The organism is Marivirga sp., assembly GCF_035704835.1.
Lineage (GTDB): Bacteria > Bacteroidota > Bacteroidia > Cytophagales > Cyclobacteriaceae > Marivirga.
In genome coordinates this window covers 16,749-30,592 of the sequence record NZ_DASSWQ010000041.1, presented here as the reverse complement: position 1 = coordinate 30,592, position 13,844 = coordinate 16,749, and the positions used below count along the sequence as shown (strand labels likewise).

Sequence of the window (13,844 nt, the reverse complement as noted above, 5' to 3'; positions counted from 1 at the left end):
CGAATATAAAGCCTTTTCAGTAAATAATTCTTATGCCGTCTTTTTTCGTAAATTTAATTCTTCTGTTTCTGTAGCATTAGGATCGAAATTAATCTTTTGCAGCTTTTTGTGATTGGATTTGAAGCCCGAGGTATCAGCGTAATAAACTAAAGACCAATTACCCTCCTTATCTTCTGCTAATGCACTCATACTTTCAACCCAATCCCCAGAGTTCATATATACTAATCCGTCAATTTCCTTCAAAGCAGGTTGGTGAATATGCCCACAAATAATTCCATCGCAATCTTTAATCTTAGCAATTTCTATCAATTGTTTTTCAAAATCATCAATATAAGAAACCGCAGATTTCACTTTTGATTTCACGATCTGACTTAAGGAGTAATAGGGTAATCCTTTTTTCCTTCTGTATTGATTATATTTTGAATTTACCCATAATAAAAATGTATAGCCCACATCACCTAATTTGGCTACCCATTTTAGGTTTGTGGTAATGGAATCAAAAATATCACCATGCACTACATAAAATTTTTTGCCATTACTTTCAATCATTAAATCTCTGGTGATGGTTAAGTTCCCTACTTTAAATGGAAGAATTTGATCTAAAAAATCATCATGATTGCCCCTCAGATAAATAACCTCTGTTTTGTGCTCCTCAATCATTTTTAATATTCGGTTGAAAAAGCGCGTATGTTTTCTTTTCCAGGTTCCGTATTTCTTAAGTTGCCATCCGTCTATGATATCTCCATTGAGTATTAAGCGGTCGCAACTGCATTGCTTCAGAAATTTGACTAACTCTTTTGCTTTGGAGCCTTTTGTACCAAGATGTACATCCGAAATGACTAATGTTTTGTAGTGTGTTATCATGACCTTTATTGGTTTCCTAAAGGTCATCATTGATTGTTATTCCATGTTTAACGAGCTGTTAAACAATTAAAAAGGATTTGCGATAATTATCAGTTTTAGTAACATTGGTATAAAAATCTATCAACATTAAATTAATAGTAAGTGGCTGAATTCAGAAAAATAGTTTCTATTAGGTTTAAATAGCTGATGAGTCTTAATCAATAACCGATGAATAAAATCATTCGCTTTTTTCTATAACAATACTTTTTCTTTGAATGGAGCTAAATTGAATAAAGCCTAAAGGTTCATTTTCAGGACTTGTTAGATTTTTAATATTGGTAGTAGGATTAACCGGTGGCGAACTAAAAACTCCTCCATCATTAAATAAAAGACTTATAAATTCCTCGTAATATCGATATACATCTTCATTAAGTGTGTAAAGCTCCAAGCCTACTGAATCTTCTTCATCGTAAGAACCTGGGATAGGGAGCGCTTGAAATTCATTCCCAAAAAATTCAGATGTTAAAACAGAATTTGAGAAATCTCCTCTGGAGTTTCTTATCGTATCATTTACGGTAATGTCTAGTTTAAAATATTCAATTCCCTCATTATTTAAACTACCATTTACAAACAAAAAATAGCCATCTCCAAAGGTTGGTTGACCTAGATTTTGCAATTCCTCAGCCGACAAATAATAAATGGAATCTAAAGTGGCATTCTGCAAAATCTTTCCTTCCGCTTGAAGTATCTCATTCTTAGCTTCAATCTGCAAAATATAACTTTTATCAATTTCTAATTCCAAAGGATTTCTAGTCTGGTAGGCGCTATCTTCTGGATTATAGGGGAAATACACCAAAAAATTACCATCCGCATCTAACAATGAGACTAGAGCCTCAGTAAAAGGCTTCATACCTGCTGTGTCATAAAAATTTAAGCTCTCAGAGATTTTAATGCTCTGAAATGAGCGTTGATTAACTAATCGACCTTCTATTACTAATTTTGGGTTTGATTGTTGAAGGTCAATTTCTATAATTTCCTGACATCCCCAACTAAACAAAACTGCTACGAACAGACTTAAAATTTTATATTTATTTGACTGCATTAGTTAAAAGAAAAATTATAGGTTAAGGATGGAATTATACCGAACAAAGAAGTTTTGATGGCAGCTGGTCTTGTGCTGGTTATGGGACCATCTTCCGATTCATTATAAGACGGATTATTATTGTTCACCTGCCTAAATTCAATTGAAAAAGGGTTTTTACGATTATAAACATTATAAAAAGATACACTAATTTCATGATTAAAACGTTGCCATCTACTTTCTAATTGATATGTAAAACCTAAATCCATACGATGAAAATCAGGCATTCTGCTTGTGTTTCTTTTTGAATCATCATAATAAGGAATATTTTGCCCGTTTATAATATATCTACCCTCAGGAAATGATACTGCCGTACCAGTAGCATAAATCCAGTTGCCAGAAAGGGATAATCTTTCTGAAAATTTATGTGACAAAACTAATGCAATATCATGAGGTTTGTCATAACGAGCTAGGTACGGTTCTCCACTAGCTACTCCTTCTATTTGCCTTTGGGTTCTCGAAATTGTATAACTTAGCCAGCCAGTAGTTTTTCCGATGTTTCTTCTTAACATAAATTCCCCACCGTAAGACCACGAAATTCCATCAGCCACTGCTGTTTCAATTCTATCGTTCAACAATACATCCTCCCCGGGCAGAAAATCCACCACATTTTGCAACCATTTATAATATCCTTCAACTGAAATTTCCCAACTATTATTGTTAAGGTTTCTAAAATATCCTAGCGCAACTTGATCTCCAATTACTGGTTTAATATGATAATCTGATGGAATCCATCGATCCGTTGGAAAACCAGCAGAAGCATTTGTGGCTATTTGCAAGTATTGACGCATTCTATTGTAAGAAGCTTTTAAACTTGTTTTGGAATTAATCATATAGCGGATACCTAATCTGGGTTCAAACCCGCCATAATATTTTACTAATTCACCACTTTCATAAACGATCGTTCTTATCTCATTTTCAGGTCTTTTTGGTGTTCCTTCCTCATAAATGGAAACCGAATCAGCCCCCACTTTTGCAAAAGAGGAATAACGAAGCCCATATTCCAAACTCAGTTTATCTGAAAGAGTATGCTGGTTACTTGCGTATAGTGCAGTTTCTACGGCATAGTCGTTTTGTAAATTAAAATCCTGAATATTAGAATCTTCGGCAGTGATTTCTGCTGGAGAGAATACGTGATAAATTGCATTGGCTCCAAAAAAAAGCGTATTGTTGTTATTGAAGAAATAATCAAAATCCAATTTTAGGTTATATTCTTGCAAGCCTGAATTCCAATTAAAGCCTGTGCCTGCTGAATTTACATCAAATCCGTAATCGAAATTACTGAAAAGAAGCGTTGAATTTAAAAATAATTTTTCGTTGAAGAGGTGGTTCCAGCGAGTAGCAACAGTAGCATTTCCCCAGTCAAACCCCAATAAATCATTTAAAGCTGCATAATCACGACCAAAATAACCAGAAACAAATATTTTGTCTTTATTGCTAAATTGGTAATTGAATTTAGCATTGAAATCGTAAAAATAAAGTCTACTATTTCTAATGTTTTCATCTTTTGCAAAAATCGCAAATTCATCTGCATAAGTTCTTCTTCCAGATAAAAGCAAAGATGATTTATCTTTAACAATAGGAATTTCTGTTGTTAATCTACTACTAATAATTCCAAGGCCTCCCGTCATTTTAAATTTCTGATTATTTCCTTCCCTCATTTGAATATCCAAAACCGAAGAAATTCTGCCTCCATATTTTGCAGGAATTCCTCCTTTATATATTTCTACATTCTTTACTGCATCGGGATTGAAAACAGAGAAAAAACCAAACAAATGACTCGCATTATACACTGTTGCTTCATCAAGCAGAATTAAATTTTGATCTGAACTGCCTCCTCTCACGAACATTCCAGAGGTGCCCTCACCAGCAGTGGAAACTCCTGGCAATAACTGTAAACTTTTTATGATATCAACCTCTCCAAAAAGAGCCGGAATTGATTTAATTCTTTCTATTTGAAGCTTCTCTGTACTCATTTTTACTGAGCTCACGTTTTCATCGTTTCTAGTGGCAGACACAACTACTTCATTCAGTCTGGAGGTTTCTTCCTCTAAATTAATATTTAGCGTAATATTTTCAGAAACATTTATCTTAACCTCTTCTGTGCTATATCCTACGTAACTAACCTTTAAAATATGGTCACCTGAAGGCAATTCAAAAGAATAATAACCGTAAATATTAGTAGCCATTCCATTTGATGGGTTATTCTTATCTACTACAGTCGCTCCAATTAATACCTCACCTGATCCTGCATCCTTTACATATCCACTTACAGTAAAATTTTGTGCATACAAATGAGCGCTTGCAAAAAGCAGTAAAAAGACTAGTTTATATTTCATAAAGGTTGATAGTAAAAAGATTTACTGACGAAAAAACGTAGCTCGAGGGCTTTTGTTAGCAAATTCATTAAAACTTAACAATAGCTTTTGTAAATGGAAGATATTCAGAACAAATAAATCCTATGGTTTGAAATTTTAACTTCAATATGTAATCAAGATTACGAAATTAAAAGAATTAAATGGAGCAAAGTGATAAAATTTATCACTTATAGGTAAACAAATCAATCTTTTTTTTCAATAATTATATTTCTTCTTTGCACTGCGCTAAATTGAATATAGCCCAGCGGCTCATTATTAGGATTGGTAAGATTTCTAATGTTTGTTTGGGGATTTACAGGTGGTGGACTAAAAACACCTCCGTCATTAGCGAAAAGATTTCTAAACTCATCAAAATATTGATATACGTCTTCATTTATTGTGTAAAACTCTAAGATTACATTATCGTCTTCTTCGAATGTCCCTGGAATCGGAAGAGCCTGAAATTCTCTACCAAAAAATTCGGAACTTAAAATTGAACTCGTAAAATCATTTTTTCCATTTCGAAAGTATCCGTTCACCGTTATGTCCAGTTTGAAATACTCAATACCTTCATTATTTAGACTACCCGTTACAAACAAAAAATATCCATCACCATACACTGGTTGTCCAATACTTTTTAATTCTTCCGCAGATAAGTAGAAAAGTGAGTCGAGTGTAGCATTTTCTAATATTTCGCCTTTGGCTTCTAAAGTTTCTCCATTCGCTATAATTTGAAGAATATATATTTGCCCAACTATTAATTCTATTGAATCGGTTGTTTTATATAAACTGTCCTCATTAGAATATATAAAAGAATGAATTACGTTATGCTGCTGGTCCATTAAATTGACTCTTGCGTCTTTATGGGGAGCTAAGTCGGTAGTATCGTGAAAGTTTAAACTCTCATATATTTCTATGGTCTGTAGCGAATGCTCATTTAGCAATCTACCTTCTATCACCAATTTGGGTTCAGTTTGAGGAATCTCTAAATCAATAATTTCCACACAACCCCATATCAGAAGAATTACCAAAACGAGAGCCCATATTTTAGTTCTATTTGCGTTCATTAATTAAAAGAAAAGTTGTAGGCGACAGAAGGAATTATACCAAACAATGACCTTTTCACAGCTGCTGGTTTAGTGCTGGTAACTGGTCCATTCTCCGATAATTTATAATAAGGATCGTTGTTATTAACCTCGGTAAATTCTATGGAAAAAGGATTTTTCCGATTATATATATTGTAAAAAGAAAGTGTAATTTCATGGTTATATCGCTCCCATCGACTGTTCAGTTCATATGTTAAGGCTAAATCCATTCGATGGAAATCTGGCATTCTGCTGGAATTTCTTTTACTATCATCATAATAAGTCATACTTTGACCGTTCATTCGATACCTACCTTCAGGAAAAGTTACTGCGGATCCAGTTGAGTATATCCAATTTCCTGAAACTAGTAATCGCTCAGAAAATTTATGTGACAACACTAAAGCAGCATCATGGAGCTTATCATATCTGGCAAAGTATGGTTTCCCACTTGCAACTCCTTCGATTTGCCTTTGCGTCCTCGAAAGAGTATAACTTAACCAGCCTGTAGTTTTTCCAATATTTTTTCTAAGCATAAATTCTGCACCATAGGACCATGCCACACCGTGCGCTACTGCTGTTTCAATTCTATCATTCAAGAGAATGTCTTCACCTGGAAGAAAATCTACAACATTTTGTAGCCATTTGTAATAGCCTTCTATTGACAGCTCCCAAGAATTTCCATTCAGATTTCTGAAATAACCTAAAGCAACTTGGTCGCCTATTACTGGTTTTATGTGATAATCTGCTGGAATCCATCTGTCAGTAGGAAAACCAGCAGTTGCATTGCTTGCCACCTGCAAATATTGCCTCATTCTGTTATAAGAGGCCTTTAAACTAGATTTAGGGTTAATCATATACCTAATCCCCAGTCGAGGTTCAAAACCACCATAATATTTTACGATATCACCACTTTTATAAACATCAGTTCTAATTTCATTTTCTGGCTTTTTGGATTGACCCTCCTCATAAACTGAAACTGAATCGGGACCAATTTTTGCAAAAGATGAATAACGCAAGCCATATTCTAAACTTAATTTATTGGAAATGGTATGTTTGTTACTCACATATAAAGCTACTTCAATAGCGTAATCATTTTCTAAATTAAAATTTTCAATATTCGAATTTTTTAAAGAAATTTTCGCTGGCGCGAATACATGATAAATAGCATTCGCTCCAAAAAAAAGGGTATTATTATTGTTTAGAAAATAATCAAAATCCGTCTTAATACTATACTCTTCCAGTCCTGAATTCCAAATAAAACCCGTTCCCGCAGTGCTAATATCAAAACCAAAATCAAAATTGCTATAAAGCAAAGTGGTATTTAAAAATAATTTATCATTAAAAAGATGATTCCATCGTGTAGAAATTGTCGCATTTCCCCATTCGAAACCTAATAAATCCTGGAAACCTAAATTATCTCGACCGAAATAGCCGGAAATGAAAATTTTGTCTTTATCACTGAATCGATAGTTGAATTTTACGTTGGAGTCGAAGAAATAGAGGATGTTATTTTTGATCGTCTCATCCTTGGCAAAAACTAAAAACATATCAGCATAGGTTCTTCTTCCAGACAATAGCAAGGAGGATTTTCCCTTCACGATTGGGATTTCTGCTGTCAGTCTGCTACTGATGACTCCAACCCCACCAGAAGCTTGAAATTTTTGATTATTCCCTTCCCGCATTTTAACATCAATAATGGAAGAAATTCTGCCCCCATATTTTGCGGGTATACCACCTTTATAAATTTCTACATTTTTAACTGCATCAGGATTAAAAACGGAAAAAAAACCAAGCAAATGACTAGCATTGTAAATAGTGGCATCATCAAATAAAATTAAATTCTGATCTGAACTCCCTCCTCTTACAAACATTCCTGAAGTTCCTTCTCCTAAGGATGAAATGCCTGGTAACAGTTGCAAACTTTTAATTACATCTACTTCACCAAAAATAGTTGGAATTGATTTAATTCTCTTAATGTCTAGTTTTTCTGTACTCATATAAACTGACCTTACATTCTCATCAGTTTTCGAACCTGAAACTACCACCTCCTCTAGGCTGGAAGTCTCATGATTTAAGTTAAAATTGATGGATTTATTTTTGGTAAGATTTATGTTTACCTCTTTGGTAGAGTATCCTACATAACTAACTCTTAATGTATATTCACCTTTGGGTAAATCAAAAGAGTAAAAACCATAATTATTGGAAGCTATTCCAATTCTTGGATGATTCTTATGGACTACTGTTGCTCCAATTAACACTTCTCTAGAACCCTCTTCTTTTATATAACCACTTATGGTATATTTTTGTGCATGTAGATTAGATGCTAATAGTAGCACCGAAAAGAGGATTAAAAACTTCATAAGGGTTGATAGTGGTTCTATTAATTGCCTAACGAAGCTTAATATTTTTTGTTAATATTTGCAATAAATATTACATATATACAATAGTGATTTTTGACTTAAAAATAAAATAAAGTGACAATATTGTAAATTTTAGTTATTATTTTGTAAAAATATTACACAAATATTATTACAAACAGAGGAATTATGAGGCAAATAAAAACCGATGGCGATTAAAATATAACCATCGGTAAGAATTTAACTTTCTTAAGTTGAAATTTTTTATCCAGCAGACTGAATTTTTTCATCAATATATTTCACGGCCTGATTGATTGTCGACAATTTTTCGGCATCCATATCTGGAATTCTGATATTGAAATTTTGTTCAAATTCCATGACCAATTCTGCATAATCCAACGAATCTATACCCAAATCTTTTATAAAACTTGCATCAGCTGTTACTTCTGAACTCGCGATACCGAGTTTTTCTACTAAAATATTTGTAATGGTTTTTTGAATTTCTTCCTTTGGCATTTTGATTATTTTTTCCACAAATATAACTTTTTAAAGGGTAATCACTAAAATTTTAATATAAACTCTGTACCAACCCCTAACGTAGACTGAACTGAAATATTTCCTTGATGTTTTCGCATTATTTCTTTAGATAAACTTAGGCCAATTCCAGAACCATTTTTCTTAGTGGTAAAGAACGGAATAAATATTTTTGTTAAAGCTTCAGGTTCAATTCCTGCTCCATCATCTTTCACCGTAATAACGACTCTCTTTTTAGCATCGAGGTTGGAACTAATCCAGATATTTTTTTCGAGCTGCTCTGAATCGAATGCCTCGGAAGCATTTTTAACCAAATTTATAATAACCTGCTCAACTAATTCTCTATCGATTGAAATCTCAGGAATTCTTTCATCTAATGACTTATGAACAATTATCGATTTTCCCTTTAATTCTTTGCTCATTAATAAACATATACCTTCCAAAAGCATATTTACATTTTCTGTCTTCAGTTTTGGTGTAGGCGTATGTGTTAGATTTCTAAATTCATTCAAGAATCTGATTAAGCCTTCACTTCTGCTTTCGATGGTCTTTAGAGAATTAATTAGATCCTCCATATCTTCTTTTTGGATAGGCACTTCTTTTGCGCCATTCACTTTGTAGTCACTAAGCATTTCTCGAGTAGTTCCCGTTAAAGAAGAAATAGGGGTTACGGAGTTCATGATTTCGTGGGTCAACACTCGGATAAGATTTCGCCAGGCTTCCATTTCTTTCTCATCAAGTTCTGACTGAATATTTTGTAAGGAAACAAGCTTAAACTGCTTATCATGTAATTGCAATTCAATAGCATAAACTGATAATTGCCGACTCTCCTCTCCAATATTTACTTGAATTAATTTACTTCCACCTGTTTTTAGTTCTTTAAAAGTATCCACTAATTCCTCACTTACTTTAGCCAATTGTTGAATATTATTCATTTGATAAGAAGTATTCAATAATTTTTTAGCTGCAAAATTATATAATTGAATTTCACCTAATTTATTAAAAGTGATAATACCAATCCCCACATGCTGCACAATATTTCGAAAGTATTGATACTCTGCTTCCTTCTCTTTTTGCCGATTTTTAATAGTGTTGATAATTGCTGTGTATTGCTGTTTTAAATCTTCATTTTTTTCTTCAGGCTCAAAGTCTATTTCATTATTTTTCAATTGCCTTAAAAAGCGATTGATTGAAATTTCATTTGCTGCCTGTTCTTTATAAAATGCCCTTGCTTGCACTACTACGAGTACTAGCAACAAGATGCCAAGAAATGCTGATTCGCCATGAACGACTAGTATTGCCCACGACAAAATGGTGATCAACAATAAAATCAATCGAATTAAAAACTTCTTTAAAAGTGGATTATTGAAGGTCATATTTACTTAATCTTCTATATAATGAGGCTCTAGTTAGTCCTAACTCATCTGCAGCTTTTGAAATGTTCCCCCCATGAATTTGTATCGCCTTTTGGATGGTTTGTCTTTCTACGTCTTCTAGGTTAAAACTGTCATCCATTGCACCTGATTGTGGAGAGCTTGAATTTCCTCCTTTAGATAAAAAGAAAAAATCATCCGCTTCCAAAATAGATTGGTCTGCCATTATTAAGGAGCGTTCAATTGCATGTTGTAATTCTCTTATATTTCCTGGCCAATGGTACTTCTGCAAAAGTCTTAATGCATTTTGACTGATCTTCATATCGCCTTTTTTATATTTTTTGGCATAAATATTTAGAAAATGGTCTGCCAAAAGCGGGATATCTTCTATTCGTTCTCTCAATGCTGGCAAATGAATTTCGACCGTATTGATTCTATACAATAAATCTTGTCTGAAATCCCCTTCCTTCACCCTCGCATTTATATCTTCATTTGTAGCACAGATTAATCGAGTATCAAATGGAATTGCCTCATTGCTTCCCAAACGAGTAACGGTTCTGCTCTGGAGAACATTTAATAATTTAGCTTGCAGAGGCGCACTCAAATTTCCAATTTCATCCAAAAATATCGTACCCTTATCTGCAATTTCAAATCTACCCGCCCTATCAATTTTGGCATCCGTAAAGGCTCCTTTTTTATGACCGAAGAGTTCGCTTTCAAATAAAGAATCGGTTAAAGCACCCATATCCACGCTGACAAAAGAATGGTCTTTCCTAGTTGATTTCTTATGCAATGCTCTGGCAATCAACTCCTTTCCAGTGCCGTTCTCCCCCAGAATCAGAATATTGGCATCTGTAGCTGCTACTTTATCAATTATAGTGAATACATTCTGTAATGCTTTGCTCTCTCCAATAATTGATTTGAATGGTGCATCAATCGATTCTTCCAACTGTTGTTTTTCCTGTTCCAACCGGCTGACTTGATTGTAAGAATTTTTCAACTGAGCAGCCGCATGAATTGTCGCTACCAATTTCTCGTTTTGCCATGGCTTTAACACAAAATCGGTTGCTCCTTTCTTTAAGGCATTTACGGCAGTTTCTACATCACCAAAGGCGGTTATTAAAATCACGACTGCCTTAGGATCTCTTTCCTTTATTTGTTCCAGCCAATACATCCCTTCTTTTCCACTGGTAGTATCCTGGCTGAAGTTCATATCCAATAGAATTACATCATAGGTTCCCTGATTTAAAAGAAATGGAATTTTTCTAGGGTCTTTCTCAATGATAACTTCTTTTACATGTTTTTTCAACAGCATTTTAGCTGCAAACAACACATCCTCATCATCATCTATAATTAATACTTTACTAATTTCTTTGTCCATTTTAATTGAATTCTATGGTGAATAAGATAAAAACAATGCCAAAGCCAAAAAGTAGCTTTTAAACTTACAATTTAAGAAATCAGCTGATAAAACTGTTCATTTTCGTACATTATTGTTACGTTATCGTACAATTTTAGGATTTAAGTGAGAATATTTTTTCTTTGGGGAATGATAGTGGTAGCTTTGTAGTTTATAAAGCAAATAACAAAAGCAAAAAGTTATGTCAACAGCAAAAAAAGGCGATAAAGTAAAAGTTCACTACACAGGTAAATTATCAGACGGTACCGTATTTGATAGTTCTTTGGAAAGAGAACCGATTGAGTTCGAATTAGGTGCAGGACAGATGATTGCAGGTTTTGACAAAGCGGTAGATGGTATGGCAATTGGAGATAAGAAAACTGCCGATATTCCTAGCGCAGAGGCATATGGTGACAAAAGAGATGATATGATGGTTCCAGTTCCTCATGACAAAGTTCCAGAGGAAATCAAACCAGAGGTAGGCATGCAATTATCAATGCAGCAGCCTGATGGTCAAGCTTTACCTGTTTTAGTGGCAGAAGTAAATGACGACCATATAGTTTTGGATGCTAATCATCCACTAGCTGGAAAAGACTTGAATTTCGAAATAGAATTAGTTGAAATCAGCTAATAAGTTTAAAACTTTAAATTTGAAAGCCCGGCAATTGTCGGGCTTTTTTTGTGGTTTATTTTTCAAATTTAAATACTAATTTATTATTACAGTTAATTGAACAATCTGAAATCAAAAGGAAAGGGATTCGTATTGACTATTTTGATATCTTTAAATTTTTCATGCTTAGGATTTAATATATAATTGTAATCTCCTTTTACTACCACACTAGGCACTTTTAAAACTGCAAATCCATTCTCCGCCACAAATTCATCTCCTATTTTTTGGCTATTGGGTTGACTAGGAATTGCATCCCAAGCATCTGGTAAATCTTTATTTTTTATCTCTTTAATCTTTATAGAAGAAGGAATTTCAATTTCAACCATAAAATAATCTTTGGGTAAGATTCCAATTGGAATATGCACTGCCACCTCACTTGTAGCAAGTGCTCGAGAATCTGAAGTATAAATTACTTCAGTGCCTTTTGAATTCCATCGCTGACCATTTAATGATGCGCCATAGCCAGATAATTTATCTTTATATTTCTTTTTACTAAGGCGGTAAACTTTCATCTATATAAAAATTCCATGCTCAATTCGGTTCAATTCAGCCAAAACCAAATCTTTCCCATAGGAGGTATCAAGTAATTCAATAGGCTTTTCATTTCCCAGTGCTGGAGAAGGGGAGTTTAGCCACAAATTAAAATCCTCTGTACTGTCAAATACCTCCTGACCTATACTTATCACTTCAGCCAATTCAAAAATCCTTTCGCTTTGAATAGGCTTAAATACATGTGACTTTTCACCTTTATATCTTTGAAGAGTCCTGATATTGATATGGAGAAAATTGGACCATTGCTCATCATCAAAAGGAGAGTTTGTTTTGATTTCTTTAAATAAAATGGCTGGAACACCTTTTTTAACTGCATGAGCAACTAATAATTTATCTTGTAGAAATCTCTGGTAGCTTATGTCCTCTGATTTAATCGATTTTCCTCTTAAAAAAGATTTTAGGTAAACCCTTAATTCATCGTTGCTTTTATTTTCAATTTGTGTAATTGACATATTTACGACATTTATACAAAATATAACGACAAAAAAACAAAATAAGTTCTTGAAAGAAAATAATAACTCTAATTTTTATCTCACACTCCTCTTCAAGATCATCTTAGCAAATAACCCTGGAAAAAATCTTTTGAGCAGTACGCCAAATCTTTCTGTTCCGCCTATTACAGTTTCCAATTTATCACTCTCAACAGCACTAATTATTTTCTTTGCACATTCACGTGCAGACATACCATTGGCTTGAGCATTATCCATTTCTCCAGTTGGATTCCCGTCAGAACCCAAGGCATTGACGGAAACATCGGTCTTAATAAAACCTGGGCAAACCATAGTGACCTTTATATTACTTTCATGGAGTTCTGTTCTTAAAGAATCAAAAAAGCCATGAAGCGCATGTTTGGCAGCCGAATAGGATGAACGCCAAGGAGAACCGAATTTACCTACTAAGCTACTGGTCACCACAAAATGTCCTGATTTTTGCTTGACCATATGTGGGGCCACTGCCTTGGTTAAAGCTATGGTCCCGAAATAATCGATTTCCATTATTTTTCTATCCACAGACAAATCAGTTTCCAAAGCCATTCCTCTTTGGCTAATTCCGCCATTATTGAAAAGGATGTCAATCCTGCCAAAATGGGCCAAAACTTCTGCTACTTTCGAATCAAAGGTTTTGATATCAGCTAGGTCTAGTGGAAGAATCATGATATTTTTCGGATTGGAAGATTTAGCTCTTACTTCTTCCAAAACTTCTGCCCTCCTAGCGGAAATCACTACTTTCGCTCCTTTATCTATGAGTTCGTAAACCACTGCCTCTCCTATTCCAGAACTGGCTCCCGTTACCCAAGCAATTTTATCTTTTATTTTTGTCATAATTGGCTTAATTCATCATCTAAGAAGCGAATTTACATTTTATCCACTGCTTTCCTTTAGATTATTGAGAAGAAAATCAAACTATTTATTTAGTAGTTGAAATATTTATTATATCTTCCTGCATTAAAATTATCAAATTAAGAAAATGAAATATCTCTACCTTATACTTGCTACTACTCTTTCGCTTTCTTTCAGCTCTTGTAATCAAGAC

12 protein-coding genes are annotated in these 13,844 nt (G+C 33.9%); 1 reads left to right on the top strand and 11 read right to left on the bottom strand.

Annotation, left to right across the window (positions count from 1 at the left end; translation table 11 throughout):
* Positions 1 to 30: 30 nt before the first annotated feature.
* From VFM92_RS06155 to VFM92_RS06120, 8 genes are all read right to left on the bottom strand, one after another.
* Complete coding sequence (locus VFM92_RS06155) at positions 31 to 864, bottom strand: UDP-2,3-diacylglucosamine diphosphatase (protein WP_325121316.1); 834 nt, start codon at positions 862 to 864, stop codon at positions 31 to 33.
* 217 nt (positions 865 to 1,081) lie between these two features.
* Positions 1,082 to 1,945: a DUF4249 family protein gene (locus VFM92_RS06150; RefSeq protein ID WP_325121315.1), complete on the bottom strand. Its 864-nt coding sequence runs from the start codon at positions 1,943 to 1,945 to the stop codon at positions 1,082 to 1,084.
* On the bottom strand, positions 1,945 to 4,323 hold the full coding sequence (locus VFM92_RS06145) for a TonB-dependent receptor (protein ID WP_325121314.1): 2,379 nt from the start codon (positions 4,321 to 4,323) through the stop codon (positions 1,945 to 1,947). Before VFM92_RS06145 ends, VFM92_RS06150 begins: the two co-directional genes overlap by 1 nt.
* A gap of 221 nt (positions 4,324 to 4,544) precedes the next feature.
* A complete protein-coding gene (locus tag VFM92_RS06140) occupies positions 4,545 to 5,408 on the bottom strand; it encodes a DUF4249 family protein (RefSeq protein ID WP_325121313.1) in 864 nt (287 codons plus the stop codon).
* Entirely contained in the window at positions 5,408 to 7,786 is a 2,379-nt protein-coding gene (locus tag VFM92_RS06135; RefSeq protein ID WP_325121312.1) for a TonB-dependent receptor, read from the bottom strand. Before VFM92_RS06135 ends, VFM92_RS06140 begins: the two co-directional genes overlap by 1 nt.
* A gap of 261 nt (positions 7,787 to 8,047) precedes the next feature.
* Positions 8,048 to 8,317 (bottom strand): acyl carrier protein, encoded by a 270-nt coding sequence (locus tag VFM92_RS06130; protein WP_414675567.1) that lies wholly within the window; start codon positions 8,315 to 8,317, stop codon positions 8,048 to 8,050.
* Positions 8,318 to 8,343: 26 nt separating this feature from the next.
* A complete protein-coding gene (locus VFM92_RS06125; protein ID WP_325121311.1) occupies positions 8,344 to 9,693 on the bottom strand; it encodes a sensor histidine kinase in 1,350 nt (449 codons plus the stop codon).
* Positions 9,680 to 11,071, bottom strand: coding sequence for a sigma-54 dependent transcriptional regulator (locus VFM92_RS06120; protein WP_325121310.1), 1,392 nt, complete (start codon positions 11,069 to 11,071; stop codon positions 9,680 to 9,682). Before VFM92_RS06120 ends, VFM92_RS06125 begins: the two co-directional genes overlap by 14 nt.
* A gap of 220 nt (positions 11,072 to 11,291) precedes the next feature.
* Here VFM92_RS06120 and VFM92_RS06115 point away from each other — a divergent pair, with 220 nt between their 5' ends.
* Positions 11,292 to 11,720: an FKBP-type peptidyl-prolyl cis-trans isomerase gene (locus VFM92_RS06115; RefSeq protein WP_013453981.1), complete on the top strand. Its 429-nt coding sequence runs from the start codon at positions 11,292 to 11,294 to the stop codon at positions 11,718 to 11,720.
* Positions 11,721 to 11,812: 92 nt separating this feature from the next.
* On the opposite strand, the gene VFM92_RS06110 is transcribed toward VFM92_RS06115, so the two are convergent.
* From VFM92_RS06110 to VFM92_RS06100, 3 genes are all read right to left on the bottom strand, one after another.
* Positions 11,813 to 12,271 (bottom strand): RES family NAD+ phosphorylase, encoded by a 459-nt coding sequence (locus tag VFM92_RS06110; RefSeq protein ID WP_325121309.1) that lies wholly within the window; start codon positions 12,269 to 12,271, stop codon positions 11,813 to 11,815.
* Positions 12,272 to 12,763, bottom strand: a complete 492-nt coding sequence (gene parS, locus VFM92_RS06105) for a type II toxin-antitoxin system Xre/ParS family antitoxin (protein ID WP_325121308.1) — start codon at positions 12,761 to 12,763, stop codon at positions 12,272 to 12,274.
* A gap of 75 nt (positions 12,764 to 12,838) precedes the next feature.
* Complete coding sequence (locus VFM92_RS06100) at positions 12,839 to 13,633, bottom strand: SDR family oxidoreductase (protein ID WP_325121307.1); 795 nt, start codon at positions 13,631 to 13,633, stop codon at positions 12,839 to 12,841.
* Positions 13,634 to 13,844 lie beyond the last annotated feature (211 nt).

What these genes read in the sequence shown, in the direction of transcription:
- VFM92_RS06155 (WP_325121316.1), bottom strand. Translation starts at nt 864, where the DNA reads ATGATAACACACTACAAAACATTAGTCATTTCGGATGTACATCTTGGT.
- VFM92_RS06150 (WP_325121315.1), bottom strand. Translation starts at nt 1,945, where the DNA reads ATGCAGTCAAATAAATATAAAATTTTAAGTCTGTTCGTAGCAGTTTTG.
- VFM92_RS06145 (WP_325121314.1), bottom strand. Translation starts at nt 4,323, where the DNA reads ATGAAATATAAACTAGTCTTTTTACTGCTTTTTGCAAGCGCTCATTTG.
- VFM92_RS06140 (WP_325121313.1), bottom strand. Translation starts at nt 5,408, where the DNA reads ATGAACGCAAATAGAACTAAAATATGGGCTCTCGTTTTGGTAATTCTT.
- VFM92_RS06135 (WP_325121312.1), bottom strand. Translation starts at nt 7,786, where the DNA reads ATGAAGTTTTTAATCCTCTTTTCGGTGCTACTATTAGCATCTAATCTA.
- VFM92_RS06125 (WP_325121311.1), bottom strand. Translation starts at nt 9,693, where the DNA reads ATGACCTTCAATAATCCACTTTTAAAGAAGTTTTTAATTCGATTGATT.
- VFM92_RS06120 (WP_325121310.1), bottom strand. Translation starts at nt 11,071, where the DNA reads ATGGACAAAGAAATTAGTAAAGTATTAATTATAGATGATGATGAGGAT.
- VFM92_RS06115 (WP_013453981.1), top strand. Translation starts at nt 11,292, where the DNA reads ATGTCAACAGCAAAAAAAGGCGATAAAGTAAAAGTTCACTACACAGGT.
- VFM92_RS06110 (WP_325121309.1), bottom strand. Translation starts at nt 12,271, where the DNA reads ATGAAAGTTTACCGCCTTAGTAAAAAGAAATATAAAGATAAATTATCT.
- parS (WP_325121308.1), bottom strand. Translation starts at nt 12,763, where the DNA reads ATGTCAATTACACAAATTGAAAATAAAAGCAACGATGAATTAAGGGTT.
- VFM92_RS06100 (WP_325121307.1), bottom strand. Translation starts at nt 13,633, where the DNA reads ATGACAAAAATAAAAGATAAAATTGCTTGGGTAACGGGAGCCAGTTCT.